25 protein-coding genes, 1 tRNA gene and 3 pseudogenes are annotated in these 26,769 nt (G+C 56.1%); 16 read left to right on the top strand and 13 right to left on the bottom strand.

Going from position 1 to position 26,769, the window contains the following annotated elements; genetic code table 11:
• Positions 1-19: 19 nt before the first annotated feature.
• Together ACOTX1_RS10155 and rsmC are read right to left on the bottom strand one after the other, a co-directional pair.
• A tRNA-Leu gene (locus ACOTX1_RS10155) sits at positions 20-106 on the bottom strand.
• A gap of 145 nt (positions 107-251) precedes the next feature.
• A complete protein-coding gene (gene rsmC, locus ACOTX1_RS10150) occupies positions 252-1,280 on the bottom strand; it encodes a 16S rRNA (guanine(1207)-N(2))-methyltransferase RsmC (protein WP_023315349.1) in 1,029 nt (342 codons plus the stop codon).
• A 102-nt stretch (positions 1,281-1,382) separates the two neighbouring features.
• Between rsmC and ACOTX1_RS10145 the strand changes: the two genes are divergently transcribed.
• From ACOTX1_RS10145 to ACOTX1_RS10110, 8 genes are all read left to right on the top strand, one after another.
• Complete coding sequence (locus ACOTX1_RS10145) at positions 1,383-1,796, top strand: DNA polymerase III subunit psi (RefSeq protein WP_003856566.1); 414 nt, start codon at positions 1,383-1,385, stop codon at positions 1,794-1,796.
• Positions 1,765-2,208: a ribosomal protein S18-alanine N-acetyltransferase gene (gene rimI / locus ACOTX1_RS10140; RefSeq protein ID WP_003856565.1), complete on the top strand. Its 444-nt coding sequence runs from the start codon at positions 1,765-1,767 to the stop codon at positions 2,206-2,208. Before ACOTX1_RS10145 ends, rimI begins: the two co-directional genes overlap by 32 nt.
• A gap of 19 nt (positions 2,209-2,227) precedes the next feature.
• Complete coding sequence (gene yjjG / locus ACOTX1_RS10135) at positions 2,228-2,905, top strand: pyrimidine 5'-nucleotidase (RefSeq protein ID WP_003856564.1); 678 nt, start codon at positions 2,228-2,230, stop codon at positions 2,903-2,905.
• Positions 2,906-2,997: 92 nt separating this feature from the next.
• Positions 2,998-4,587 carry a peptide chain release factor 3 gene (gene prfC / locus ACOTX1_RS10130; protein WP_003856562.1) on the top strand — a complete coding sequence of 530 codons (1,590 nt, stop codon included), beginning with the start codon at positions 2,998-3,000 and terminating at the stop codon, positions 4,585-4,587.
• A gap of 304 nt (positions 4,588-4,891) precedes the next feature.
• Complete coding sequence (gene osmY / locus ACOTX1_RS10125) at positions 4,892-5,509, top strand: molecular chaperone OsmY (protein ID WP_003856559.1); 618 nt, start codon at positions 4,892-4,894, stop codon at positions 5,507-5,509.
• A gap of 124 nt (positions 5,510-5,633) precedes the next feature.
• A complete protein-coding gene (locus tag ACOTX1_RS10120) occupies positions 5,634-5,795 on the top strand; it encodes a DUF1328 domain-containing protein (protein ID WP_003856556.1) in 162 nt (53 codons plus the stop codon).
• A gap of 122 nt (positions 5,796-5,917) precedes the next feature.
• Positions 5,918-6,970: a patatin-like phospholipase family protein gene (locus ACOTX1_RS10115; protein WP_003856550.1), complete on the top strand. Its 1,053-nt coding sequence runs from the start codon at positions 5,918-5,920 to the stop codon at positions 6,968-6,970.
• Positions 6,967-7,749, top strand: coding sequence for a metal-dependent hydrolase (locus tag ACOTX1_RS10110; protein ID WP_003856548.1), 783 nt, complete (start codon positions 6,967-6,969; stop codon positions 7,747-7,749). The genes ACOTX1_RS10115 and ACOTX1_RS10110 overlap by 4 nt, the downstream gene beginning before the upstream one ends.
• On the opposite strand, the gene ACOTX1_RS10105 is transcribed toward ACOTX1_RS10110, so the two are convergent.
• Complete coding sequence (locus ACOTX1_RS10105; RefSeq protein ID WP_023315350.1) at positions 7,744-8,604, bottom strand: YjjW family glycine radical enzyme activase; 861 nt, start codon at positions 8,602-8,604, stop codon at positions 7,744-7,746. The two genes, ACOTX1_RS10110 and ACOTX1_RS10105, sit on opposite strands and share 6 nt — an antisense overlap.
• A complete protein-coding gene (locus ACOTX1_RS10100) occupies positions 8,579-10,114 on the bottom strand; it encodes a YjjI family glycine radical enzyme (protein ID WP_023315351.1) in 1,536 nt (511 codons plus the stop codon). Before ACOTX1_RS10100 ends, ACOTX1_RS10105 begins: the two co-directional genes overlap by 26 nt.
• Positions 10,115-10,376: 262 nt before the next feature.
• Between ACOTX1_RS10100 and deoC the strand changes: the two genes are divergently transcribed.
• From deoC to deoD, 4 genes are all read left to right on the top strand, one after another.
• Positions 10,377-11,156 carry a deoxyribose-phosphate aldolase gene (gene deoC / locus ACOTX1_RS10095; RefSeq protein ID WP_003856543.1) on the top strand — a complete coding sequence of 260 codons (780 nt, stop codon included), beginning with the start codon at positions 10,377-10,379 and terminating at the stop codon, positions 11,154-11,156.
• Between the two features lie 99 nt (positions 11,157-11,255).
• Positions 11,256-12,578, top strand: coding sequence for a thymidine phosphorylase (gene deoA, locus ACOTX1_RS10090; RefSeq protein ID WP_023315352.1), 1,323 nt, complete (start codon positions 11,256-11,258; stop codon positions 12,576-12,578).
• A gap of 53 nt (positions 12,579-12,631) precedes the next feature.
• Positions 12,632-13,855, top strand: coding sequence for a phosphopentomutase (deoB, locus tag ACOTX1_RS10085; RefSeq protein ID WP_003856540.1), 1,224 nt, complete (start codon positions 12,632-12,634; stop codon positions 13,853-13,855).
• Positions 13,856-13,980: 125 nt separating this feature from the next.
• Positions 13,981-14,700, top strand: coding sequence for a purine-nucleoside phosphorylase (deoD, locus tag ACOTX1_RS10080; protein WP_003856538.1), 720 nt, complete (start codon positions 13,981-13,983; stop codon positions 14,698-14,700).
• 40 nt (positions 14,701-14,740) lie between these two features.
• On the opposite strand, the pseudogene ACOTX1_RS10075 reads toward deoD, so the two are convergent.
• The 7 genes and pseudogenes from ACOTX1_RS10075 to ACOTX1_RS10045 all read right to left on the bottom strand — a co-directional run.
• Positions 14,741-14,839: pseudogene (locus ACOTX1_RS10075) on the bottom strand (hypothetical protein); the annotation flags it as partial.
• 86 nt (positions 14,840-14,925) lie between these two features.
• Positions 14,926-15,264: pseudogene (locus ACOTX1_RS10070) on the bottom strand (FimD/PapC C-terminal domain-containing protein); the annotation flags it as partial.
• Positions 15,265-15,323: 59 nt separating this feature from the next.
• A complete protein-coding gene (locus ACOTX1_RS10065; RefSeq protein WP_023315354.1) occupies positions 15,324-15,557 on the bottom strand; it encodes a hypothetical protein in 234 nt (77 codons plus the stop codon).
• Between the two features lie 77 nt (positions 15,558-15,634).
• Positions 15,635-16,324 (bottom strand): DUF1120 domain-containing protein, encoded by a 690-nt coding sequence (locus ACOTX1_RS10060; protein ID WP_023315355.1) that lies wholly within the window; start codon positions 16,322-16,324, stop codon positions 15,635-15,637.
• A gap of 57 nt (positions 16,325-16,381) precedes the next feature.
• Positions 16,382-17,068 (bottom strand): annotated as a pseudogene (locus tag ACOTX1_RS10055) (DUF1120 domain-containing protein).
• 238 nt (positions 17,069-17,306) lie between these two features.
• The gene (gene lplA / locus ACOTX1_RS10050; RefSeq protein WP_023315358.1) at positions 17,307-18,323 is read right to left on the bottom strand and encodes a lipoate--protein ligase LplA; all 1,017 of its coding nucleotides are present in this window, start codon (positions 18,321-18,323) and stop codon (positions 17,307-17,309) included.
• A gap of 39 nt (positions 18,324-18,362) precedes the next feature.
• A complete protein-coding gene (locus ACOTX1_RS10045) occupies positions 18,363-19,007 on the bottom strand; it encodes a YtjB family periplasmic protein (protein ID WP_003856526.1) in 645 nt (214 codons plus the stop codon).
• A gap of 117 nt (positions 19,008-19,124) precedes the next feature.
• On the opposite strand from ACOTX1_RS10045, the gene serB reads away from it, so the two are divergent.
• From serB to nadR, 3 genes are read left to right on the top strand one after another with little or no spacing between them, the layout of a single operon-like run.
• On the top strand, positions 19,125-20,093 hold the full coding sequence (gene serB, locus ACOTX1_RS10040; protein WP_023315359.1) for a phosphoserine phosphatase: 969 nt from the start codon (positions 19,125-19,127) through the stop codon (positions 20,091-20,093).
• An 11-nt stretch (positions 20,094-20,104) separates the two neighbouring features.
• Positions 20,105-21,490, top strand: coding sequence for a DNA repair protein RadA (radA, locus tag ACOTX1_RS10035; RefSeq protein ID WP_003856523.1), 1,386 nt, complete (start codon positions 20,105-20,107; stop codon positions 21,488-21,490).
• Between the two features lie 35 nt (positions 21,491-21,525).
• A complete protein-coding gene (gene nadR, locus ACOTX1_RS10030) occupies positions 21,526-22,758 on the top strand; it encodes a multifunctional transcriptional regulator/nicotinamide-nucleotide adenylyltransferase/ribosylnicotinamide kinase NadR (RefSeq protein WP_003856522.1) in 1,233 nt (410 codons plus the stop codon).
• Positions 22,759-22,855: 97 nt separating this feature from the next.
• Here nadR and ACOTX1_RS10025 read toward each other — a convergent pair whose 3' ends face one another.
• A complete protein-coding gene (locus ACOTX1_RS10025; RefSeq protein ID WP_022650375.1) occupies positions 22,856-23,857 on the bottom strand; it encodes a zinc-binding alcohol dehydrogenase family protein in 1,002 nt (333 codons plus the stop codon).
• Positions 23,858-23,965: 108 nt separating this feature from the next.
• Here ACOTX1_RS10025 and ACOTX1_RS10020 point away from each other — a divergent pair, with 108 nt between their 5' ends.
• Entirely contained in the window at positions 23,966-24,865 is a 900-nt protein-coding gene (locus ACOTX1_RS10020; RefSeq protein WP_022650376.1) for a LysR family transcriptional regulator, read from the top strand.
• A gap of 91 nt (positions 24,866-24,956) precedes the next feature.
• On the opposite strand, the gene ettA is transcribed toward ACOTX1_RS10020, so the two are convergent.
• The gene (ettA, locus tag ACOTX1_RS10015; RefSeq protein ID WP_003856515.1) at positions 24,957-26,624 is read right to left on the bottom strand and encodes an energy-dependent translational throttle protein EttA; all 1,668 of its coding nucleotides are present in this window, start codon (positions 26,622-26,624) and stop codon (positions 24,957-24,959) included.
• Positions 26,625-26,769 lie beyond the last annotated feature (145 nt).

The following is a 26,769-nucleotide window of genomic DNA, read 5'->3' as shown; positions in this document are numbered from 1 at the left end:
GCAATATCAACGTGATTTATGGTGCGAGGGGGGGGACTTGAACCCCCACGTCCGTAAGGACACTAACACCTGAAGCTAGCGCGTCTACCAATTCCGCCACCTTCGCATACCATCGACACTGTAAAAGTATCGTAACCACGGAGGCGCATTCTAGATGTTTTCAGCTTTACGTCAACAGAAAATTGCGCACGTTGTTTTGATTGCTGCAAAATTGGGCGATGGCAGCGTCAGCCATCGCCGGACCGGGGGGGTTACTTTTTCGCCTGGCGCGTCATCACGGTGCGATAGACCTTAAAGCGACCCGTCTGGGCGATCACTTCGTGGAAGCCAAAGGTTTCATCCAGTACTTTCGGGTATGCGAGGAAGGCGTTCGCCACAATACGCAGCTCACCGCCGCTGTTGAGGTGACGGGTTGCGCCACGGATCAGCGTTTGCGCCGCTTCAAGGCTGGTCTCCATTCCGTCGTGGAACGGCGGGTTAGAGATGATCATGTCAAAGCGACCGGTCACGTCGGAGAAGACGTTGCTGGCAATCACGTCGCCTTGAATGCCATTCGCAGCAAGCGTGGCGCGGCTGGCTTCTACCGCCGGAGCGCTCACGTCACACAGGGTTAAACGCACTTTTGGTGAGTGACTGGCGAGAACCGTTGACAGCACGCCCGCGCCACAGCCGACGTCCAGCACTTTGCCCTTGGTATGAGGCGTCAGGGTGGACAGCAGCAGCTTACTGCCCGTATCGAGCGCATCACGGCTGAACACGCCCGGCAGGGTTTTAATGGTCAGGCCGTCAAGCTGGTACTCGTCCCAGAAGGCGTCGGCATCGAAGGTGGTCTGTTTTTCCAGACGACCATGGTACAGGCCGCAGCGACGGGCGCTGTCGATTTTCGTCAGCGGCGCCCAGGCTTCGAGCATCTGCTCTGCGCTACGCACCCCGCTGCGGTTTTCACCGACAACAAAAATATCGCAGCCGACCGGCAGCAGAGAAAGCAGGTTCATCAGCTGGAACTGGGCTTCCGGTTTGTTTTTCGGCCAGTAGTAAATGAGCGTATCGCAGTCAGCAATATCGCTCTGCTCCGCCGCCAGGCTAAAGCGCGCGCGCTCGCCCATCTGGCGGCTCAGCACCTGCCAGTGGTGATAGTACTGGGTGTGGGCACGGCTTTCAGCACAGTCGAAACGTGCGGGCAGGTCATCCTGCATATCTCCGGCAAACAGAATACGGCTCTCTTCGAAATCATCACTGTGACGCAGCAAGACTTCACTTGCCGGGGTAAATGCAGACATGAATTGTTCCTCAATAAACTCAGGCGGGGATTATAGTAGGTAGATGGCGCAGTTTCGACACATTTGCTATATTTGCGCGCCTGAGAGACAGGAGTTTTCGCTATGACATCCCGACGAGACTGGCAGTTGCAGCAACTGGGCATCACCCAGTGGGCTTTGCGTCGCCCGACGGCGTTGCGGGGCGAAATAGCCATCTCCATCCCTGCGCATGTCCGCCTGGTGATGGTGGCAGAAGCGCCGCCTGCCCTGAACGAGCCCCTGATTGAGGATGTCCTTCGCAGCCTGAAGGTGACCCACGATCAGGTATTACAGCTGGCGCCCGAAAGCGTCGCGATGCTTCCCTCTGACAGCCGCTGTAACAGCTGGCGAATCGGGGCGGTGGATGAGCTACCCCTTGAAGGAAGCCAGATCAGTTCTCCAGCGCTGGACGAACTGAAAGCCAACCCAAAAGCGCGTAGCGCGCTATGGCAACAAATTTGCGAATATGAACACGATTTCTTCCCTCACGACGGCTGACCTGACCACCGCGTTCGCGATTGAAACCCGCGCCCATGCCTTTCCGTGGAGCGAAAAGACGTTTGCCAGCAATCAGGGCGAACGCTATTTAAATCTCCGCCTGGACGTTGACGGTGCGATGGCTGCGTTCGCCATCACGCAGGTCGTTCTGGACGAGGCGACGCTGTTTAATATCGCGGTCGATCCCGCATACCAGCGCCGCGGGCTGGGCAGGGAACTGCTTGAGCACCTCATTCGTGAGCTGGAAACCCGTGACGTTTTCACCCTGTGGCTGGAGGTGCGCGCGTCCAATGTCGCCGCCATCGCGCTCTATGAAAGCTTAGGCTTCAACGAGGCGACTATCCGCCGTAACTACTACCCCACCGCAGAGGGACGTGAAGACGCCATTATCATGGCTCTGCCGATTGGATAACGAAAATAAGGTTGTAACGATGAAATGGGACTGGATTTTCTTTGATGCCGACGAAACGCTGTTTACGTTTGACTCGTTCGGCGGCCTACAGCGGATGTTTCTCGACTATAGCGTGACGTTCACCGCGGAAGATTTTCAGGACTATCAGGCGGTGAACAAACCGCTGTGGGTGGATTACCAGAACGGAGCCATCACCGCGTTACAGCTTCAGCATCAGCGTTTTGACGTGTGGGCTGAACGGTTAAACGTGAGTCCTGGGGTGCTGAACGAGGCCTTCCTGAATGCGATGGCGGATATCTGCGCGCCGCTGCCCGGCGCCGTTTCTTTGCTGGATTCGCTGAAAGGGAAGGTGAAGCTTGGGATCATTACCAACGGCTTTACCGCGCTTCAGCAGATTCGCCTTGAACGCACCGGCCTGCGCGATCATTTCGACGCGCTGGTGATCTCCGAAGAGGTGGGCGTACCGAAGCCGGATCCGCGTATTTTCGATTATGCGTTGGCGCAAGCGGGCAATCCTGACCGCGATCGCGTGCTGATGGTGGGGGATACGGCAGAATCTGATATTCTGGGAGGTATGAGATCGGGCCTGTCGACCGTCTGGCTGAATGCGCATGGCCGCATGCTGCCGGAAGGCATCGAGCCGACCTGGACCGTTACGTCATTGAACGAACTGGAGCAGCTCCTGTGTAAACAATGATTGCCTGCCCCCTGTTGATGGGTAAAATAGCCGCATTTTTCGTATTCCATGATGCGCGGCCTGCTGCCGCGCTTACCTAAGAAGAATTGATTATGACGTTGTCTCCTTATCTGCAAGAGGTGGCCAAACGCCGCACTTTTGCCATTATCTCGCACCCGGATGCCGGTAAAACGACCATCACCGAGAAGGTGTTGCTGTTCGGACAGGCGATCCAGACCGCGGGTACCGTTAAAGGCCGTGGCTCCAGCCAGCATGCTAAATCCGACTGGATGGAGATGGAAAAGCAGCGTGGTATTTCGATTACCACCTCCGTGATGCAGTTCCCGTATCACGACTGTCTGGTGAACCTGCTGGACACCCCGGGGCACGAAGACTTCTCCGAAGATACCTACCGTACCCTGACGGCGGTGGACTGCTGCCTGATGGTGATCGACGCCGCGAAAGGTGTTGAAGATCGTACCCGCAAGCTGATGGAAGTCACCCGTCTGCGCGATACGCCGATCCTCACCTTTATGAACAAACTCGACCGTGACATCCGTGATCCGATGGAGCTGATGGATGAAGTGGAAAACGAGCTGAAGATTGCCTGCGCGCCAATCACCTGGCCGATTGGCTGCGGCAAGCTGTTCAAAGGGGTTTACCACCTCTATAAAGACGAAACCTACCTGTACCAGACCGGTAAGGGTCACACCATTCAGGAAGTGCGCATCGTGAAAGGTCTGGACAACCCGGATCTGGACGCAGCGGTCGGTGAAGAGCTGGCCGCGCAGCTGCGCGATGAGCTGGAGCTGGTTAAAGGCGCGTCGCACGAGTTCGACCGAGAGCTGTTCCTGAGCGGTGAAATTACCCCGGTCTTCTTCGGTACCGCCCTCGGCAACTTTGGCGTTGACCATATGCTCGACGGTCTGGTGGAGTGGGCCCCGCAGCCAATGCCGCGTAAAACCGACACCCGCGAAGTAGAAGCAAAGGAAGAGAAGTTCTCCGGCTTCGTCTTTAAAATTCAGGCCAACATGGACCCGAAACACCGCGACCGCGTTGCCTTTATGCGCGTGGTCTCCGGTAAGTACGAGAAGGGCATGAAGCTGCGTCAGGTCCGTATCGGTAAAGACGTGGTGATCTCCGACGCGCTGACCTTCATGGCAGGCGACCGTTCGCATGTAGAAGAAGCCTATCCGGGTGACATCATTGGTTTACACAACCACGGTACCATTCAGATTGGCGATACCTTCACGCAGGGCGAGATGATGAAGTTCACCGGTATCCCGAACTTCGCGCCAGAACTGTTCCGCCGCATTCGCCTGCGCGATCCGCTGAAGCAGAAGCAACTGCTGAAAGGCCTGGTCCAGCTTTCCGAAGAGGGGGCTGTACAGGTGTTCCGCCCTATTGCTAACAACGATCTGATCGTGGGCGCGGTGGGTGTGCTCCAGTTTGACGTGGTGGTTGCCCGTCTTAAGAGCGAGTACAACGTGGAAGCGATTTACGAATCGGTGAACGTGGCGACCGCCCGCTGGGTTGAATGTTCAGACGTGAAGAAATTCGAAGAATTTAAACGTAAGAACGAAGTTCAGCTGGCGCTGGACGGTGGCGATAACCTGACCTATATCGCCCCGACCATGGTTAACCTGAACCTGACGCAGGAACGTTATCCTGATGTTCAGTTCCGCAAAACGCGCGAGCATTAATTCCCTCTCAGAGCACGGCAGCCGCCGTGCTCTTCTTTAATTCCTGTGTTATTAAACCCTTGCGGAATGTTCTTAATTCACCGCAATTTTTCGCTATTCGTTCGTTTTTTCCCCAATTCTGAATGCACCCCTCTGATTGTGATCTATATTTAACTCAGTGTTTAGCACCGGGTGTGGATGAATTAACTGTTCAATGCATGTCCATTGGTTCTCCATTTTGCCCCGGTGTTAATTCGCAATATATAAAACCAAGATTTAGGGAAGTATGTCGCCCAAATAACGGGCAAAACACAGGAATAAATCGATGAATATGACAAGACTGAAGATTTCTAAAACTCTGCTGGCTGTAACGTTGGGTAGTGTCCTGGTAAGCGGTTCTGCTCTGGCGGAATCCAGCACCATGGATAAAGCGCAAAGTTCCGCCAATACCGCAGGGGAAAAAATCGATAGCTCTATGAATAAAGTCGGTAATTTCATGGATGACAGCTCAATCACAGCAAAAGTGAAAGCCGCATTGGTGGATCACGACTCCATTAAGAGCACCGATATTTCTGTTAAAACCGACAACAAGGTTGTCACCCTGAGCGGTTTCGTTGAAAGCCAGACCCAGGCTGAAGAAGCCGTTAAAGTGGCGAAAGGTGTTGAGGGCGTAAGCTCCGTCAGCGACAAACTGCACGTACGTGACAGCAAAGAATCGTCCGTGAAGGGCTATGCCGGAGATGCAGCAACTACCAGCGAAATCAAAGCTAAACTGTTAGCTGACGACATCGTGCCATCCCGTATGGTGAAAGTTGAAACCACCGATGGTGTGGTCCAACTGTCCGGTACGGTTGAGAATCAGGCACAGAGCGATCGTGCCGAGTCAATTGCGAAAGCTATTGATGGTGTGAAAAGCGTCAAAAACGATCTGAAAACGAAGTAAAGCAGTACCATTCGCCCGTAAGGCTTATAACCGTGGGCGAAATAAAAACGATTCTGGAAAAGCCGGTGAGTGACCTGAGCGCTCACGTTTAGCGGCCGACATTAACTATGGTAAGGAGAGGCTTATGTTTCGTTGGGGCATTATATTTCTGGTTATCGCGTTAATTGCCGCCGCATTGGGCTTTGGTGGACTGGCGGGTACCGCGGCATGGGCAGCGAAAATTGTCTTCGTCGTCGGTATTATTCTGTTCCTGGTCAGCCTGTTTACGGGTCGACGTCGCCCGTAGCAAACGCAATATTTACTAAACAAACTCAAGCCAGTCCTCGTGACTGGCTTTTTCTCGTTTGAGAACCACCGGGGAAGTGCGTTACTGTGTCTCATCACAATAATGAAAACAGGAAGGCAGAGGTGGGGCAACGAATTCCCGTTACGCTCGGCAATATTGCGCCGCTGACGTTAAAACCGTTTCATGCAGGCCAGCTTGCGCTGGTCTGTGAAGGGGGCGGGCAGCGCGGTATTTTTACCGCCGGCGTGCTCGACGAATTTATGCGCGCGCAATTCAACCCGTTCGATCTCTATTTCGGTACCTCTGCCGGGGCGCAGAACCTCTCCGCCTATGTCTGCAACCAGCCCGGCTATGCGCGCAAAGTGATTATGCGCTATACCACCTCGAAAGAATTCTTCAATCCGGTACGCTTCGTGCGCGGCGGGAACCTGATCGATCTCGACTGGTTACTGGATGCCACCTCCAGCCAGATGCCGCTGGCCATGGATACCGCGTCACGACTGTTCGATACCGGCAAAGAGTTCTGGATGTGCGCCAGCCGTGGCGATGACTATTCGCCGGGTTACTTTTCGCCGCAGAAAGAGAACTGGCTGGATATCATCCGCGCGTCCAGCGCGATCCCGGGATTCTACCGCACCGGCGCGTTGCTGGAGGGGATAAGCTATCTTGACGGTGGTATCAGCGACGCGGTGCCGGTACAGGAGGCGGCGCGGCGCGGGGCAAAAACCATTGTGGTGATCCGTACGGTGCCTTCGCAGATGTATTACACCCCACAGTGGTTTAAGCGGATGGAACGCTGGCTGGGCGACAGCAGCCTGCAACCGCTGGTGAATATCGCGAAGCAGCATGAAACCACCTACGGCGCGATGCAGCGTTTTATTGAAAAACCACCGGGCAAGCTGCGCATCTTTGAAATTTATCCGCCTAAACCGCTGTTGAGCATGGCGCTGGGCAGTCGGCTGCCTGCGTTGCGTATGGATTACAAAACGGGGCGGCTGTGCGGGCGTTACTTCCTGGCGACCGTCGGTAAAATGCTGGCCGAGCAACCGCCTCTTCATCGGCATAAAAGCATCATTTTGCCGCCTGCCGTTGTGGCCAATGACGCGGTGGCGATGCCGCTGGTGGACGCGCCGCAGGCCAACGATGGCTTACTCGATAACGAGGATCTGGCGTGACGCACTGCTTTATCGATACCCATTGCCACTTTGATTTCCCGCCGTTTAGCGGGGAGGAAACATCCAGTCTTGCGCGTGCGGCTGAGGCCGGTGTGAGAGCCATTATTGTGCCCGCTATTGAAGCGGCGAGATTCGACAAAGTTCTGGCGCTTGCCCGGGGGCACGATGCGCTGTATGCCGCGTTGGGTTTGCATCCGATCGTTATTGAGCACCATCTTGATGACCATCTCGACAGGCTGGATGCCACGCTGCAAAATGCGGATACGAAGCTGGTTGCCATCGGTGAGATCGGCCTCGATCTCTATCGTGAAGATCCGCAGTTTGAACGCCAGCAGACGATTCTGGACGCGCAGCTCCGGTTGGCAAAGCGCCACGATCTGCCGGTGATCCTCCACTCCAGACGTACCCATGACAAACTGGCGATGCACCTGAAGCGCATCGACGTGCCGCGCAGGGGCGTGGTCCATGGTTTCGCTGGAAGCCTTCAGCAGGCGCAGCGTTTTATCGAGCTGGGCTATAAAATTGGCGTCGGTGGCACCATTACCTATCCGCGTGCCAGCAAAACCCGTGATGTGATGGCACAGCTCCCGCTGACCTCGCTCCTGCTGGAAACGGATGCGCCTGACATGCCGCTGAATGGTTTTCAGGGCCAGCCTAACCGTCCGGAGCAGGCGGCGCGCGTTTTTGATGTGCTGTGTGAGTTGCGTCAGGAGCCTGAAGATGTGATTGCCAGCGCGCTGCTGGAAAATACCCGTGCGGTCTTCGGCATCACGCTATAGATAAAAGGCCGGGCGGATCACCGTGATCTGCTGCCGTTCCAGGGCCTGCGCCAGCGGCTCGATGTCCTCCGGCGTGGCGCTCCGCCATCGCGCCGCCTCCCCGTAAACCCCATGGGCATGAAACGCGTTGATCCGCACCGGAACGTTCCCCAACGTGTGGATAAAAGCGGTCAGCGATGGCAGATGTTGCAGATAATCACACCGATCGGGGATCACCAGCAGGCGCAGCTCCGTCAGGCGATGACGATCGGCCAGCCAGCGGATGCTCTGCTTGATCAGCGTGTTTTCGCGCCCGGTCAGAAAACGGTGATGTTCATTGCCCCAGGCTTTCAGATCCACCATCGCGCCGTCAAACACCGGAAACAGCTTTTGCCAGCCGGTTTCGCTTAACAGGCCGTTGCTGTCCACCAGGCACGTCAGATGGCGCAGGGACGGATCGGCTTTGATTGCGGTGAAAAGCGCAACCAAAAACGGCAGCTGCGTGGTGGCCTCACCCCCGCTGACGGTCACGCCCTCAATAAACGGCGCGCACGTGAGAACCCGGGAGAGGATCTCCTCGACGCTATAGCGCTGCGCCATCGGCGTCGCCTGCTTCTGACACAGGTGCAGACAGGTGTCGCACTGCTGACAGTGACTCTCCTGCCACCAGACGCGCCCGGCCTGAATCGTCAGCGCATCATGCGGACAGTGGGGTACACAGTCGCCGCAGTCGTTGCAGCGCCCTATCGTCCACGGGTTGTGGCAGGTTTTGCAGCGCAGGTTACAGCCCTGGAGGAACAACGCCAGGCGGCTGCCCGGCCCGTCCACGCAGGAGAAGGGTATGACCTGACTAACTAAAGCGCATCTGCTGTTCATGACTTATCACGCGCGGCTGACGTTCCAGAATACGGGTATTGCGCGCGGCCTCCTCGCCGAGCCAGGTGGTGTTGGTGCGCGAGCCGGCCTCCCGGTATTTCTCCAGATCGGAGAGCCGCACCATATAGCCGGTAACGCGCACGAGATCGTTACCCGCAACGTTGGCGGTAAACTCGCGCATACCGGCGTTGAACGCCCCCAGGCACAGCTGCACCACAGCCTGAGGATTGCGTTTAACCGTTTCCTCCAGGGTGAGAATGTCGCTGATCCCGGAAGCGTAGTGCTTGTGGTGCGGCGCAACGGCCAGCAGGTGGCTGATGGGATCCGGCTCGTCGCCGTAGGGCAGGCGTGCGCCCGGCGTGGTGCCCGAGTCAGAGCTGATCCCCGACTGCGCATGTAGCATCGCGCGGTGCTGCCAGCCGTGTTTCACCGGCGTGTTTTCAACAAACGCCGCAAGCTGTTCACTGATGCGGTAGCCCAGCGCATTGGCCTGTTCGTTCTTACCGTAACGTCCCGTAATGCCTGCTTTCTCGCACAGCACGTTCACCGCTTCGGCCAGACCGTACATGCCAAACATCGGCACAAAACGATCGGCATCAATCAGCCCCTCTTTCACCAGGAAGCTATTCTCAAAGAAGCCGGATTGTTCATATAAAAAATCGCAGCGCGCATTAATGATCGCGATTTGTTGCTGGCAGTAGTGAGGAAGGGTACGGGTGAAAAAGTCTTCCGGTGAGCGGCTGTGTTCCGCAATCGCTTTCAGGTTTAGGCGCACCAGCGTGCTGCCGCCGCCCGCCAGCGGCAGGGAGTTGTAACAGCTCACCACGCCATAGCGACCTTTTGTGAAAATTCTATCATTCACCGGGCCATTAGAAATATGCGGCTTACTACATTCACAAATGTTTTTCGCCACGCTCAGCAGCAGATCGCTGGGGGTTACATCCGGGTCGTAGATAAAGGTCAGGTTCGGCGCAACCTGCTTTAGTTCTGCATCCGCGCGAAGGATGGCTCGGGTGACAGGCGTATCCGCCGGGCCGATATTGGCATGCATAAACGCATCGGGCAGGGTTCTGTCCAGGTAACGCCAGAAACGTTTTATTCGGCTATCGATTTTATCCTGTGTTAGAATTTTAACATAAGGGCTGAGGATTTCATCGAGCTGGCCCAGATAGACCGGCATGGACGTGACGGACGGAACGTGGTGGTAAAGGATAGTGAGCAGCGAGAGGGCATCATCCAGATCTTTCGCCCCTTCCAGCTCCAGCCATTCTGAGCCGTTAGCCAGAAATTTAGCGTAGTCCGGCAGCACGTAGCGCGGTTTGTAAGGCGCATGGCCTTCGAACATGTCGCAGATGAATCCCTCGTCCAGTGCGGCGCGGGCCGCCTCTGGCAGAGCGGGATAGGGCAGATTGTTCTCCGCTTCCAGCGCCAGAAAATGACGTTTTTGTTCTGGGGTTAACACCGGGCTGGTCACAATGTGCTGGCAACGTTGTTGCAGGGCGTCGGGCATGTTCACTTCCTTGGTTGTTCTGCGGATAGTGAACGAATTGTAGGAAGCCAGCCTGGTGGCGCTTTTGATCAGAAAGGGGATATCGCCGATTTAGTCAGCAATTAACGCACTAAAATTTGAAGCAGATCTCATTACAGTAATGCAAATTTGCACACAGTTTTCATTAACTGTGATGAATGTCGAAGTGTGGATGCGGGTGAATGTTAGAATACTCACAGACCCGCAAGGTAAAATTTATACGGCACTGCCGTTGGAGAATGTTATGACCGATTTAACTGCAAGCAGCCTGCGCGCGTTGAAACTGATGGACCTGACCACCCTGAACGATGACGACACCAATGAAAAAGTCATCGCCCTGTGCCATCAGGCGAAAACGCCAGTGGGTAACACCGCCGCCGTCTGTATCTATCCGCGCTTCATCCCGATTGCCCGCAAAACGCTGAAAGAGCAGGGCACGCCGGATGTGCGCATTGCCACCGTAACTAACTTCCCGCACGGCAATGACGATATCGAGATCGCGCTGGCAGAAACCCGCGCAGCGATTGCGTACGGCGCAGACGAAGTTGACGTGGTATTCCCGTACCGCGCGCTGATCGCCGGCAACGAGCAGGTCGGTTTTGACCTGGTGAAAGCCTGTAAAGACGCGTGTGCGGCGGCAAACGTGCTGCTTAAAGTGATCATTGAAACCGGCGAGCTGAAAGAAGAGGCGCTGATTCGTAAGGCGTCTGAAATCTCCATCAAAGCGGGCGCGGATTTCATTAAAACCTCTACCGGTAAAGTGCCGGTCAACGCTACCCCGGAAAGCGCACGCATCATGATGGAAGTCATCCGTGATATGGGCGTGTCCAAAACCGTTGGCTTCAAACCGGCAGGCGGCGTGCGTACCGCAGAAGACGCGCAGCAGTTCCTGGCGATTGCCGACGAGCTGTTCGGCGCCGACTGGGCGGACTCCCGCCACTACCGCTTCGGCGCGTCCAGCCTGCTGGCCAGCCTGCTGAAAGCGCTGGGTCACGGCGACGGTAAGAGCGCAAGCAGCTACTAAGTTGAATTGCCGGGTGGCGCTACGCTAACCCGGCCTACAGGATCGTGGGGCGGGTCAACATACCCGCCGCCATTCACCCGATTCCGCATGGAGGTTACCGTGTTTCTCGCACAAGAAATTATTCGTAAAAAACGTGATGGTCATGCATTAAGCGACAAAGAAATCCGCTTTTTTATCAACGGCATTCGTGATAATACCATCTCTGAAGGGCAGATTGCGGCTCTGGCGATGACCATTTTCTTCCACGATATGTCGATGCCTGAGCGCGTGTCGCTGACCATGGCGATGCGAGATTCAGGAACCGTTCTGGACTGGAAAAGCCTCAACCTCAACGGCCCGATTGTGGACAAACACTCCACCGGCGGCGTGGGCGACGTGACCTCCCTGATGCTTGGCCCGATGGTGGCAGCCTGCGGGGGTTACATCCCGATGATTTCCGGGCGCGGCCTGGGCCACACCGGCGGTACGCTCGACAAACTGGAAGCCATTCCGGGCTTCGATATCTTCCCGGATGACAACCGCTTCCGCGACATTATTAAAGACGTTGGCGTGGCGATTATCGGCCAGACCAGCTCTCTTGCTCCGGCTGACAAGCGTTTCTACGCGACGCGTGACATTACCGCGACCGTAGACTCCATCCCGCTGATCACCGCCTCTATCCTTGCCAAAAAACTGGCGGAAGGTCTGGATGCGCTGGTGATGGATGTGAAAGTGGGCAGCGGCGCGTTTATGCCGACCTATGAACTCTCTGAGGCGCTGGCCGAAGCGATCGTTGGCGTTTCCAACGGCGCGGGCGTGCGCACCACCGCACTGCTGACGGACATGAACCAGGTGCTGGCCTCCAGCGCCGGTAACGCGGTTGAAGTCCGCGAGGCTGTGCAGTTCCTCACAGGCGAATACCGTAACCCGCGCCTGTTCGATGTCACCATGGCGCTGTGCGTTGAGATGTTAATCTCCGGCAAGCTGGCCAAAGACGACGCTGACGCGCGCGCGAAGCTTCAGGCGGTGCTGGACAACGGCAAAGCGGCGGAGATCTTTGGTCGGATGGTGGCGGCGCAGAAAGGCCCGACCGACTTCGTGGAAAACTACGCGAAATACCTGCCCACCGCGATGCTCAGCAAAGCGGTCTATGCGGACAGCGAAGGCTTTGTCTCGGCTATGGATACCCGCGCGCTCGGCATGGCTGTCGTGTCTATGGGCGGCGGTCGTCGTCAGGCATCGGACACCATTGATTACAGCGTCGGCTTTACCGATATGGCCCGTCTGGGCGACAGCGTTGACGGCCAACGTCCGCTGGCGGTGATCCACGCGAAAGATGAAGCCAGCTGGCAGGACGCGGCGAAAGCGGTGAAGGCGGCAATATCTCTTGACGATAAAGCACCGGAAACCACACCGACGGTCTATCGTCGTATCACTGAATAGCGGTATACTGATCTGATCGCATTTTTATGAAGCACTAAGTACGGAGAACAATTATGAAACGTGCATTTATTATGGTGCTGGACTCATTCGGCATCGGCGCAACCGAAGATGCAGAACGATTTGGTGACGTGGGTTCCGATACCCTGGGTCACATCGCGGAAGCCTGTGCAAAAGGCGAAGCGGACAACGGTCGTAAAGGCCCTCTGAACCTGCCAAACCTGACCCGTCTGGGGCTGGTAAAAGCGCATGAAGGCTCTACCGGTAAGATCGCAGCCGGTATGGACGGTAACGCGGAAGTGGTGGGCGCCTACGCGTGGGCGCACGAGCTCTCTTCCGGTAAAGATACTCCGTCCGGCCACTGGGAAATCGCCGGCGTGCCGGTGCTGTTCGACTGGGGTTACTTCTCCGATCACGAGAACAGCTTTCCGCAAGAGCTGCTTGATAAGCTGGTGAAGCGCGCCAACCTGCCGGGCTACCTCGGTAACTGCCACTCTTCCGGTACCGTGATTCTGGACCAGCTCGGCGAAGAGCACATGAAAACCGGCAAGCCGATTTTCTATACCTCTGCTGACTCCGTGTTCCAGATCGCCTGCCATGAAGAGACGTTTGGCCTGGATAAACTGTACGAGTTGTGCGAAATCGCCCGTGAAGAGCTGACCGAAGGCGGCTACAACATTGGCCGCGTTATCGCGCGTCCGTTTATCGGCGACAAAGCGGGTAACTTCCAGCGTACCGGCAACCGTCACGATCTGGCTGTGGAGCCACCGGCGCCGACCGTGCTGCAAAAACTCGTCGACGAGAAAGACGGTCACGTGGTTTCCGTGGGTAAAATCGCGGACATTTACGCCAACTGCGGCATTACCAAAAAGGTCAAAGCGACCGGTCTGGATGCGCTGTTCGACGCCACCATCAAAGAGATGAAAGAAGCGGGCGATAAGACCATTGTCTTCACCAACTTCGTGGACTTCGACTCCTCCTGGGGCCACCGTCGCGACGTCGCCGGTTATGCTGCGGGTCTGGAGCTGTTTGACCGCCGTCTGCCAGAGCTGATGGAGCTGGTGGGAGAAGATGACATTCTGATCCTGACCGCTGACCATGGCTGTGACCCGACCTGGACCGGTACCGACCACACCCGTGAGCACATTCCGGTGCTGGTGTACGGCCCGAAAGTCAAACCGGGCTCGCTGGGTCACCGTGAAACCTTCGCGGACATCGGCCAGACGATTGCGAAATACTTTGGTACGTCTGACATGGAATATGGCAAGGCTATGTTCTAAACGGATTGGGTGAGGCCTGATGCCCTCACCCCGACCCTCTCCCACAGGGAGAGGGAAAACAGAATGTAGGCCGGGTAAGGCGCAGCCGCCACCCGGAAAAAACAACAATGTAAAAGGAACTGAAGATGGCAACTCCTCACATTAATGCAGAAATGGGTGATTTCGCTGACGTCGTATTGATGCCGGGCGACCCGCTGCGCGCGAAGCACATTGCAGAAACCTTCCTCGAAGACGTGCGTGAAGTGAACAACGTGCGCGGCATGCTGGGCTTCACCGGTACCTATAAAGGCCGCAAAATCTCCGTGATGGGTCACGGCATGGGTATCCCATCCTGCTCCATCTACACCAAAGAGCTGATCACCGATTTCGGCGTGAAGAAAATCATCCGTGTCGGCTCCTGCGGCGCGGTTCGCATGGACGTTAAGCTGCGTGACGTGGTGATCGGCATGGGCGCGTGCACCGACTCTAAAGTCAACCGCATTCGCTTTAAAGATCATGACTTTGCGGCCATTGCTGACTTTGACATGGTGCGTAACGCGGTTGACGCGGCAAAAGCGCTGGGCGTAGACGCGCGCGTGGGCAACCTGTTCTCTGCCGATCTGTTCTACTCGCCAGAAGGCGACATGTTCGACGTGATGGAAAAATACGGCATTCTGGGTGTGGAAATGGAAGCGGCCGGTATCTACGGCGTGGCGGCTGAATTCGGTGCGAAAGCGCTGACTATTTGCACCGTGTCTGACCATATCCGTACTCACGAGCAGACTACCGCTGCCGAGCGTCAGACCACCTTCAACGACATGATCAAAATCGCGCTGGAATCCGTTCTGCTGGGCGATAAAGAGTAATTTCGTTTTCTTCAGGGGGCAGGTTTGCCCCCTATGGTGCTTACTTCGTCAACACTTCCCACATCAAATTGCTTTCCAGCGTCACCGTATCACCTACGTAATTAAACTGGCGGTCACTCAGCACCGGGGTGAGGGTGAGCAGGCACTCATCGGCGGACCATGAGGCAGGCGTAAAAAGCGTAGCCATTAGCGAAAAAGTCATCAGTAAATGTTTACCCAGGTGTTTCATTTACAGACTCCTTTAGCAGTTTCATAAAACGATTCTTTGTCCTGAGTCTCACTCAGGGATTAATCGATGCGGCAGATGCGCTGCATATTATCGTCAACGGCATAAAGTGCCAGGCTATTGGACATATCAGTGACAAAAACGCGCCCGCTGTCCACCGCGCTGACCAGGTAGTTGTTTTTCTCATCCACGATACTGGTCCCTTTTGACAGTCACGAGCCGTCTGCACGTTTCACTTCGAGCATTACGCGACGGGTATTCAGTACTTTGAAATCCAGCTCCCTGAAGGCTGTATGGGCGACAGAAATGTTCTTGATGCCGTTGGGCAGATCCTGACTCAGGTTAAAGCCGATCCACATATGTTTATCGGTGTTTTTCGGCGGGATAGCCTCAAGGGTCACGCGTTTAACGTCACGCCTGTATCGTCAGGAAGATCGACAATGATGGTATAGATCAGGGCCGGGAAGGTGTCGGTATTTTTTACGTTCATGGTGCCGCTGTGAGTCGACTCTTCAATAACCAGCAGCGTGGTTTCTGGCACCATTCCGGCGGCATACGCCTGAGCAAAGAGAGCAGAGAATAATAACGGTGCGGCAATGACGCACTGAGCGATCGTGGTTTTAACTGACATCAAGATTAATCCTTTAACCTGACAAAATACCTCCTCTGTTAAGAGGAGGCATAGTTCACACTTTATCGGGTTGATAATCAGAGATATTTAACGGTAATCGTGGCCTGACCATCCAGGTTGGTATCATCGGTAATCGCGAGGGCCGCGGTATTCTGAATCGCCAGGGAGGTTTTCAGCGGAAATACTGCGGTCGTGAAAGGCAGCGGCGCAGTGGTGCCGGAAGCGGCCACGGTCATCATTTCCATGTTGGCGTTTTTGATGATACCGGTAGCGGTTTTCTGCCAGGACGGGCTGTCCACGGTACCGGAGATAACGTCTGATTTCACGCCGTCGGCGGTGACGTTCGCCACATCAGCAAAGATGGAGTAAGCGCCAATTTTCACGCCGCGCGCGGTTTTGCCCACGCCGTAGGACTGGGTGGTGTCGGAAACGTTGCCGCCCGCCGCGTCTGCGGTGTTAATGGTGATCACAGAAGCACCCGGATGGGTGTCTGCGCGGTCATCGCTGATGGTCCAGCCAGCTTTAGTGGCTACCGGGCAGGTGATGGTCAGGGAGATATCTTTCTGACCCAACTGGTTAACGCTGGTCGCGGAAAGATCCGCCAGGTGGATAAGACCATAATCCACCTCGCCGCCGCCGCTTAACTGCGGGGTGCAGGCGGCAACGGAGAGTAAACCGGTCACTTTCAGTACGGCGGTAGAGGCGGCGTTAGCGGCAGTCGCGGAGAGGGCCAGCGCAACGGCAGTGGCAACTAAAATCTTTTTCATTGTTGTTCCTTAACAAATGCAGGCCATCACGCTCAGTTCACAAGCGAAATGAGCCAGTTACAGATAATGCAAAGTGATGGTGGCCTGGCCGTCGATCGGGGTATCGTCGGTAATCGCCAGGGTGTCAGTTTTCTGCACCGCCAGCGCAACGCGCAGCGGGAATACGGCATTCATAAAGGGAACCAACGTCCGATCACTGCTATTTAGTGCGCTATACTGGATAGAACCGTCACTATGAGTGACGAGCTGCGAACCCGTATTCGCAAGTAACCACATTGGATCATCTGCTATCGCAGAATAACCTAATGCTTAGACGTTTCCATCTACGGTTACATTCGAATTCATACCCACGGAGTAAGCGCCGATATTGACGCCGCCAGCCGTTTTACCTACGCCGTACTGGTTAGTTGAACTCCATGCCTGATCGCCCGCGAAAGTGGCGTTATCGATGGTCATTTTCTTCATTGAATCTGCGTGATCATCGGTAATGGACCACGCTACTTTCGTTGCGGCAGAGCAGTTGATAGTCAGAGAAATATCTTTATAACCCAGCTGGTTATCTGCCGTTGCGGAGAGCGAGCTGATATATTTAGTGCCGAAATCAACGACAGCGCCATCGCTCAGCGTTGGGGTACAGGCGTTGTTGGTTAATACGCCTTTTAATTTTAATACCGCAGTAGATTCGGCATGTGCAGTCGCAGAGAGGGTCATTGCAACAGCGGTTGCAATAATGATTTTTTTCATCGTTAATCCTTAACGTTCGAAACAGACGTGTGGAGAAGAAATAGAAAAACTATTTCTTGCTGTCTATTATTCTAGAGGAAAAGTTAACTTTACATTAAGGAGTGTTAATTTTTGAATGTAATTCCCCTTAATATATAAGCTATAAATATATATTTTGTGTATGTTCCCTGTTTATTTATATACGTGTGTTAATTTTCAGGAATAAGGGAAGCGTATTCACTTCCCTTATTTGTTTTTATTAACGCACCGCGCCAGCGATCCATTGGGAGAGATCCCGTAGCTCCCGCTCGTGGTCCGGGAAATCCACCCACAGCGCTTCGCACGCCTGTTGCAGACTGTCTGCATGGTACAGACAGCCCTGTAAACGTGCGGCCAGCGCCTCCAGCGGTGCAGGATTGAGACTATCCGTAAAGACCTGCGTGCGGGTAATATGGCCCTTCTCCACGTCAAAGTGCAGTTCCACGCCGCCCCAGGTAAACCGTTCGTCCAGCAGGTGTGAAAAGGCCGGTGCCTGGCCGAAGTTCCACTCCCAGCTGCTCTGGCGCGCAAAGGTTTCCGCGAAGTTGGGCAGGTCCGGTGTTTTGTCAGGGGAGATCACTTCAGCTTCTACCCGCTCACCGTAATGTTCGAAGAAGGCTTCACGGATCGCATCGCAAATCTGCTCATGAGTAATCCCGGGCAGCAGTTCCACCAGATTCGCCACGCGCCCGCGCACGGAGGTAATACCCTTAGCCTGTAACTTTTTCTTATCTGGATTAAGGTAGTTAGCCAGACGGCTCAGATCGGCATTCAGCAATAATGTGCCGTGGTGGAATCCCCGATCCATCGTTTCGCGATAGGCAGAGCCGGATACCTTGCGGTCGCCATCGGGCGTTTTGACCACCAGATCGTTACGTCCCGAGGCTTCAGCCGTCACGCCGAGCGAATTGAGCGCATTAAGCACAATGGAGGTCGAGATGGTTTTGTCGTATTCCGGCTTGCTCGCCATAAAGGTAAAGCAGGTATTGCCCAGATCGTGGAATACCGCACCGCCGCCGCTGCTGCGGCGCGCCAGGCGGACGTTGTCCTCTTCCATACGGCGGGTGTTACACTCTTTCCACGGATTTTGCGCGCGGCCAATAACGACCGTATCAGCGTTGCGCCAGAGAAACAGGACGCGCTGGGTGGCAGGCATCTGGCGGAAGATGCACTCTTCTACCGCCAGGTTAAACCAGGGATCGTAAGAGTCAGAGATTAGCAGGCGTAACGTCGACATGGCAGAGTTCCTTTTCCGAATCATCCGCCTACTTTATCACTATTCTTTCTTCTCGCTCTCTTCCTCTTCGGGAACCGACTTGCTGGCGGTTAACAGGAACGGCGACTGCTGCCAGCGGGTGCGCTTGCCCTGGAGCAACGTACGTGCCAGTACCACGCCAATCGCCAGTGAGAGCAGCAGCATCAGGCGCAAAATATTGGTGGTGTTATCTACCTGTTTGGCTTCGGTTGGCAGGGTGTGGGTGTCGAGTGTCAGACGTAAATAGCCGAGCGGACCATTTTTGCCCTGAATGGGTTCGACGATTTGTTGGTTGAAATAACCACCGGCTTTTTTGCCATCCAGCGCCAGCCTGTCGCGCACGTCGACATGCTCACCCGCGCGGGCAATCAGGTCGCCCTGTTCATCGTACACGCCCGCATCCAGAATGCGGCTGTTTTCCGTAAGCTGGCGCAATACCAGGGCTATTCGCTTATCATCCGGCGTTTCGGTGCGCATAGACGGCGCAACGTTGAGCGTCACCTGGCGCGCCAGCGTCCGGGCCAGCTCCTCAAACTGCGGGTTACGCTGTCGTTGGTGATTCTGGCTAAACCAGGATGCCCCCTGCATCAGCGCCACTAATAGTGCGAGACAGATCAGGACAATCACGGCGCGATGAAGCCGGAATTTCAGTTTTGCGCGAGCCATATTCCACCTGCTTAAAATTTACGGCTTAATGTTGCCAGAAGTGATGGTTACAGGGTAGCCTCATGCGTTATTTTCCCTCTGGAACCTTCCGGCGCGAACGAAATTACAGGAGCTTCAATGCCGAACATTACCTGGTGCGACCTGCCAACGGATGTCTCTTTATGGCCAGGATTGCCGCTCTCTTTAAGTGGCGATGAGGTGATGCCTCTCGATTACCACGCTGGCCGTAGCGGCTGGCTGCTGTACGGACGCGGCCTGGATAAGCAACGCCTCACCCAGTATCAAACCAAACTGGGCGCAGCGATGGTCATCGTTGCGGCCTGGTGTGTGGAAGATTATCAGGTCATTCGCCTGGCGGGTTCCCTGACGCAGTGCGCCACGCGTCTGGCGCACGACGCCGGGCTGGACGTTGCTCCCCTCGGCAAAATTCCGCACCTGAAAACGCCCGGCCTGCTGGTAATGGACATGGACTCCACCGCCATTCAGATCGAGTGTATTGACGAGATTGCTAAACTGGCGGGCAGCGGAGAGCTGGTGGCGGAAGTCACCGAGCGCGCGATGCGCGGCGAGCTGGATTTCACCGCCAGCCTGAGACAGCGCGTGGCGACCCTGAAGGGGGCCGATGCTAACATTTTGCGTCAGGTGCGCGATGAACTGCCCCTGATGCCTGGGCTTACGCAGCTGGTACTCAAGCTGGAGACGCTCGGCTGGAAAGTGGCGATTGCCTCCGGCGGGTTCACCTTCTTTGCCGACTACCTGCGTGACAAGCTGCGTCTGACCACCGTGGTGGCAAACGAGCTGGAGATCATGGACGGCAAACTCACCGGACAGGTCATCGGCGACATCGTGGATGCGCAGTACAAAGCCAATACGCTGACGCGTCTGGCAGAGAAATATGCCATCCCGGTCGAGCAGACCGTCGCCATCGGCGATGGCGCGAACGATCTGCCGATGATCAAAGTTGCCGGGCTGGGTATTGCCTACCATGCCAAACCGAAAGTGAATGAAAAGACGGAAGTCACTATCCGTCATGCTGATCTGATGGGGGTGTTCTGTATTCTCTCCGGCAGCATTAATCAAAAATAACGAGGTAAACCGTGGCGAAAGCTCCAAAACGCGCATTTGTCTGTAATGAATGTGGTGCGGATTATCCGCGCTGGCAGGGGCAATGCAGCGCCTGTCATGCCTGGAACACCATCACCGAAGTGCGTGGTGTGGCGGCTTCGCCGAGCGTGGCCCGCAATGAACGGCTGAGCGGCTATGCGGGCAATGCAGGCGTGTCGAAGGTACAAAAACTTTCGGATATCAGCCTTGAGGCGCTGCCGCGCTTCTCAACCGGATTCAAAGAATTTGACCGCGTGCTCGGCGGTGGCGTAGTGCCGGGCAGCGCTATACTCATCGGCGGTAACCCGGGCGCGGGTAAATCGACCCTGCTGCTGCAAACGCTCTGCAAGCTCGCCGAACAGATGAAAACCCTGTACGTCACGGGGGAAGAATCACTCCAGCAGGTGGCGATGCGCGCGCACCGCCTCGGCCTGCCGACCGGCAATCTGAATATGCTGTCGGAAACCAGCATCGAGCAGATCTGCATGATCGCCGAAGAAGAGCAGCCGAAGCTGATGGTGATCGACTCCATTCAGGTGATGCATATGGCTGACATTCAGTCGTCACCGGGAAGCGTGGCGCAGGTGCGTGAAACCGCGGCCTACCTGACGCGCTTTGCCAAAACGCGCGGCGTGGCGATTGTGATGGTTGGTCATGTGACCAAAGACGGCTCGCTGGCGGGACCGAAAGTGCTTGAACACTGTATCGACTGCTCGGTAATGCTCGATGGCGATGCGGATTCCCGTTTTCGTACCCTGCGCAGCCATAAAAACCGCTTCGGCGCGGTGAATGAACTTGGCGTGTTTGCCATGACCGAGCAGGGGCTTCGCGAAGTCAGCAACCCGTCGGCCATCTTCCTGAGCCGTGGCGACGAGATCACGTCCGGGAGTTCGGTGATGGTGCTGTGGGAAGGAACGCGTCCGCTGCTGGTTGAAATTCAGGCGCTGGTGGATCACTCAATGATGGGCAACCCGCGGCGCGTGGCGGTCGGTCTGGAACAGAACCGCCTGGCGATCCTGCTGGCGGTGCTGCACCGTCACGGCGGTCTGCAAATGGCGGATCAGGATGTGTTCGTCAATGTGGTTGGTGGGGTGAAGGTTACGGAAACCAGCGCGGACCTGGCGCTGCTGCTGGCAATGGTCTCCAGCCTGCGCGACAGACCGTTGCCGCAGGATCTGGTGGTATTTGGTGAGGTAGGGCTGGCCGGCGAGATCCGCCCGGTGCCGAGCGGTCAGGAGCGTATCTCCGAAGCGGCAAAACATGGCTTCCGCCGCGCGATTGTTCCGGCCGCCAACGTGCCGAAAAAAATTCCGGAAGGGATGCAGGTTTTTGGCGTTAAAAAACTCGCAGATGCGTTAAATGTCTTTGACGACTTATAATTACGTATTCGATTTTGCAGGAGGCACCGTAATTTATGTCATCATTTGACTACATCAAGACCGCTATCCGCCAGAAGGGCTGCACGTTGCAGCAGGTGGCGGACGCCAGCGGCATGACCAAGGGCTACCTGAGCCAACTGCTGAACGCCAAAATCAAAAGCCCCAGCGCGCAGAAGCTGGAAGCGCTGCACCGTTTTCTGGGGCTTGAATTTCCGCGGATGCAAAAGAACATTGGCGTGGTGTTCGGTAAGTTCTACCCGCTGCATACCGGGCATATCTATCTGATCCAGCGCGCCTGTAGCCAGGTCGACGAGCTGCATATCATCATGGGTTATGATGAAACCCGCGATCGCCAGCTGTTTGAAGACAGCGCCATGTCGCAGCAGCCCACCGTGCCGGACCGCCTGCGCTGGCTGCTTCAGACCTTTAAATATCAGAAAAATATTCGTATTCATGCCTTTAACGAAGAGGGCATGGAGCCGTATCCGCACGGCTGGGACGTGTGGAGCAACGGCATCAAAGCGTTTATGGAAGAGAAGGGCATTGCGCCTAACTGGATCTACACCTCTGAAGAGTCCGACGCGCCGCAGTTCCGCGAGCATCTGGGCATCGAGACGGTGCTGATCGATCCTAAACGCACCTTCATGAACATCAGCGGGGCGCAGATCCGCGAGAACCCGTTCCGTTACTGGGACTACATCCCGACCGAGGTGAAGCCGTTCTTCGTGCGTACGGTGGCGATCCTCGGCGGTGAGTCGAGCGGGAAATCGACGCTGGTCAATAAGCTGGCGAACATCTTCAACACCACCAGCGCGTGGGAGTATGGCCGCGATTATGTCTTTTCACACCTTGGCGGCGACGAGATGGCGTTGCAGTATTCCGACTACGATAAAATCGCGCTCGGTCATGCCCAGTACATTGATTTCGCGGTGAAATACGCCAATAAAGTCGCCTTTATTGATACCGATTTCGTCACCACGCAGGCGTTCTGCAAAAAGTACGAGGGGCGCGAGCACCCGTTTGTGCAGGCGCTGATTGACGAATACCGTTTTGACCTGGTGATCCTGCTGGAAAACAACACCCCATGGGTGGCCGACGGCATGCGCAGCCTGGGCAGCTCCGTGGACAGGCGTGAGTTCCAGACCATGCTGGTAGAGATGCTTAACGAGAACAACGTTGAGTTTGTCCATGTGGAAGAGTCGGACTACGACACCCGTTTCCTGCGCTGCGTCGAGCTGGTGAAGGAGATGATGGGGGAGCAGGGGTAAAAGATTTATCCCTCACCCTAACCCTCTCCCAAAGGGAGAGGGGACTTTAATCTCCCTCTCCCTTTAGGAGAGGGCCAGGGTAAGGGAATCAGTCCACTCAATACTCAACCACCACCTTCCCACGCATATGCCCCTCCAGCACCTTGCGGTGCGCTTCGGTAATGCTTTCCACGCTTAGCCCGTGCAGCGTTTCGCTGAGCGAACTTTCCACTACGCCGTTATCCACCAGCTTCGCGACTTCGTCCAGGATCTCTCCCTGACGCGCCATATCCGCCGTCTGATACATGCTGCGGGTGTACATAAATTCCCAGTGCAGCGCGGCGGATTTGGACTTCAGCTTGTCCTGGTTCAGCGGATGTTCATTCTCAACGATGGAACAGATATGCCCCTGCGGTGCAATCAGGTCGCTGACCGCATCCCAGTGCCCGTCGGTGTCGTTGAGGATGAAAATGTAATCCACAAAGGTCAGCCCGTGCTTCGCCAGTTCGCCTTTCAGATCGCGGTAGTTCACCACCACATCTGCACCGCGATCGCGGCACCACCGGGCGGAATCTTCACGGGACGCCGTTGCGATCACCTTTACCTTGCTGTTGTGCTTCGCAAACGGGATCGCCAGCGATCCCACCCCGCCCGCGCCGCCAATAATCAGCAGCGTTTTATCTGCGTCGGCATCCTGAATCTTCAGCCGTTCAAACAGGCCTTCCCACGCGGTGAGCGCCGTCAGCGGCAGTGCAGCCGCGGCGGCCCAGTCAAGGCTTGCAGGCTTGTGCCCGACAATGCGCGCATCGATCAGCTGATGTGTGGTATTGCTGCCCGGTCGGGTGATATCCCCCGCGTACCACACTTCGTCACCCGGTTTGAATCCGGTGACGCCAGCCCCAACGGCTTTTACGATCCCGCTGGCATCCCACCCGAGAATGCGCGGCTCCTTCAGCCCGCTTTTAGCAATGCCTGCATGTACCTTGGTGTCCACCGGGTTTACGGAGACGGCTTTCACCTCCACCAGCAGATCGTGTTCGCCGGGCTGCGGCATCGGCGGGGTGATTTCAACGAAGGTGGAGGGATTTTCTGGGTTAACGGCAATGGCTTTCACTGACATGGTGTGCTCCTCAATGGCATTCGTTTTGTTGAGGCTAGTCTATTAAGTGGTCAGCCGCATGATAAGATGGACAATCCAGAACTCAGCGTTCGTACAGAGTGAACAATCATGTTTAAACAGCTTCAGGATATGGCACTGTTTGCGCTGGTGGCCGAGATGGGCAGCTTTACCGCGGCGGCGCAGAAGGCGGAACTGCCAAAATCCAGCGTCAGCCAGCGTATTAGCCAGCTGGAGCAGCAGGTGGGGATCCGTCTGTTGAATCGCACGACGCGCAGAATAAGCCTGACGTTTGCGGGCGAGCACTATCTGGTGCACTGTCGCGAGATGCTGGCGGCCAGCGAGCGCGCGGAGTATGCCATTCAGCGGCTGCGAGAAAACCCCAGCGGGCGGCTGCGGATCACCTGTCCGGCAGGAATTGGCGCGACGCTGCTGGCGCATATGAATGCCGAGTTCCAGCTTCGCTATCCGGACGTGTCACTGGATGTGTCGATCTCAGACGACGTGGTGGATCTGGTCGAGTCTGGCTTTGACGTGGCGCTGCGCACCGGCAAACCGCAGGATTCTTCCCTGATTGGCCGCATGATTGGGCACTGTCCGCGCTACATGCTGGCCTCGCCCGACTACCTGGCACGCCGGGAGCCGTTAATTCATCCCCGACAGCTGGTGGAGCATCGCTGCATTACGCACCGGGCATGGTCGGAGTGGCTTCTGCGAAGCGAGAATGAGGATTACCGCTACCTGCCGGATAACGCTCATATGACGGATAATCTGGTGTACGCCAGGGAATGCGCCATTGCCGGGGCGGGGATCACGCTGTTACCCGCATTCCTGCTGGAAGATAAGATCGAAAAGGGCGCGCTGGTGAAGGTGCTGTCGGCGTGGAGCGTTGAGGGAAACGATCTCTGGCTGGCCTACCCGAGCCGTAAGCTCAATTCGCCTGCGCTGATGAGCTATATCGACTTTGCGATGCAGTTTGATGAGGTGAAGCGGTATTACGTGGGCGGGTGATTTTGTGCGGCCTGATGCCCTCACCCTGGCCCTCTCCCATGGGGAGAGGGAACAAACATAAAAAACGGCAACCGAAGTTGCCGTTTTGCTTTTATTTCGCAATACGCTTGTACTTAATACGCTTCGGCTCCAGCGCGTCTGCGCCCAGCGTGCGTTTCTTGTACTCTTCGTATTCGGTGAAGTTACCTTCGAAGAACTCCACCTTACCTTCGTCCTGGTAGTCCAGGATGTGGGTCGCGATACGGTCCAGGAACCAGCGGTCGTGCGAGATAACCATCGCGCAGCCCGGGAACTCCAGCAGGGCGTTTTCCAGTGCGCGCAGGGTTTCGATGTCCAGGTCGTTGGTGGGTTCATCGAGCAGCAGAACGTTGCCGCCAACCTGGAGCAGTTTTGCCAGGTGCAGACGACCGCGCTCACCGCCGGACAGCTCGCCCACGCGTTTGCCCTGGTCGGTGCCCTTGAAGTTAAAGCGGCCAACATAGGCGCGGCTTGGCATCTCGGTGTTGCCGATACGCATGATATCCAGACCGCCGGAGACTTCTTCCCACACGGTTTTGCTGTTGTCCATCGCGTCGCGGAACTGGTCAACGGAGGCCAGCTTCACGGTCTCACCCAGGGTGATAGAGCCGCTGTCAGGCTGTTCCTGACCAGACATCATGCGGAACAGGGTGGATTTACCCGCGCCGTTCGGACCGATGATGCCGACGATAGCGCCTTTCGGAACGGAGAAGGTCAGATCGTCGATCAGCACGCGGTCGCCGTAGGACTTACGCAGGTTAGTCACTTCAACCACTTTATCCCCCAGACGAGCTCCAGGTGGAATAAACAGTTCGTTGGTTTCGTTACGTTTCTGGTATTCGGTGTTGTTCAGCTCTTCGAAGCGTGCCAGACGGGCTTTGCCCTTAGACTGACGGCCTTTCGCGCCCTGACGCACCCACTCCAGCTCTTTCTCAATAGACTTACGGCGGGCGGCTTCCTGAGACGCTTCCTGCGCCAGACGCTGGTCTTTCTGCTCCAGCCAGGAGGAGTAGTTGCCTTCCCACGGAATACCTTCGCCGCGGTCCAGCTCCAGGATCCAGCCCGCAACGTTGTCGAGGAAGTAACGGTCGTGGGTAATCGCTACCACGGTGCCTTCGAAGTCATGCAGGAAGCGCTCCAGCCACGCCACGGATTCGGCATCCAGGTGGTTGGTCGGTTCGTCGAGCAGCAGCATGTCTGGTTTTTCCAGCAGCAGGCGGCACAGCGCCACACGGCGGCGTTCACCACCGGACAGGTTTGCGATTTTCGCATCCCAGTCTGGCAGACGCAGGGCATCAGCCGCGCGCTCCAGCTGCACGTTCAGGTTGTGACCATCGTGCGCCTGGATAATTTCCTCATATTTGCCCTGCTGAGCGGCCAGTTTGTCGAAGTCCGCATCCGGCTCGGCGTATTTGGCATACACTTCATCCAGACCTTTCAGGGCGTTAACCACCTCGGATACCGCTTCTTCAACGGATTCACGCACTGTGTGCTCCGGGTTCAGCTGAGGTTCCTGCGGCAGGTAGCCGATCTTAATGCCAGGCTGCGGACGGGCTTCACCTTCGATGTCTGTATCGATGCCGGCCATGATGCGCAGCAGGGTGGACTTACCGGCACCGTTGAGACCCAGAACACCGATTTTTGCGCCCGGGAAGAAGCTCAGCGAGATATTTTTAAGAATATGACGTTTCGGCGGGACAACTTTGCCGACACGATGCATGGTATAAACGAATTGAGCCACGTTGGACTTCGCCTCTTTTATCGTGATGAGAATGAATTTCAGCCTCGAAGTGTAGCCTTTTTCACGCCCTAATCCCAGCCAGGAACGTCGGGAGTGTTAAAACGCGCAAGAAAGGTAAAAAAGTGTCCATGACGTGGCGCGTTGT

This window comes from Enterobacter cloacae complex sp. IR5401 (assembly GCF_049238425.1).
Classification (GTDB): Bacteria; Pseudomonadota; Gammaproteobacteria; order Enterobacterales; family Enterobacteriaceae; genus Enterobacter; species Enterobacter hormaechei_C.
This window is presented reverse-complemented; position numbering and strand designations above follow the sequence as displayed.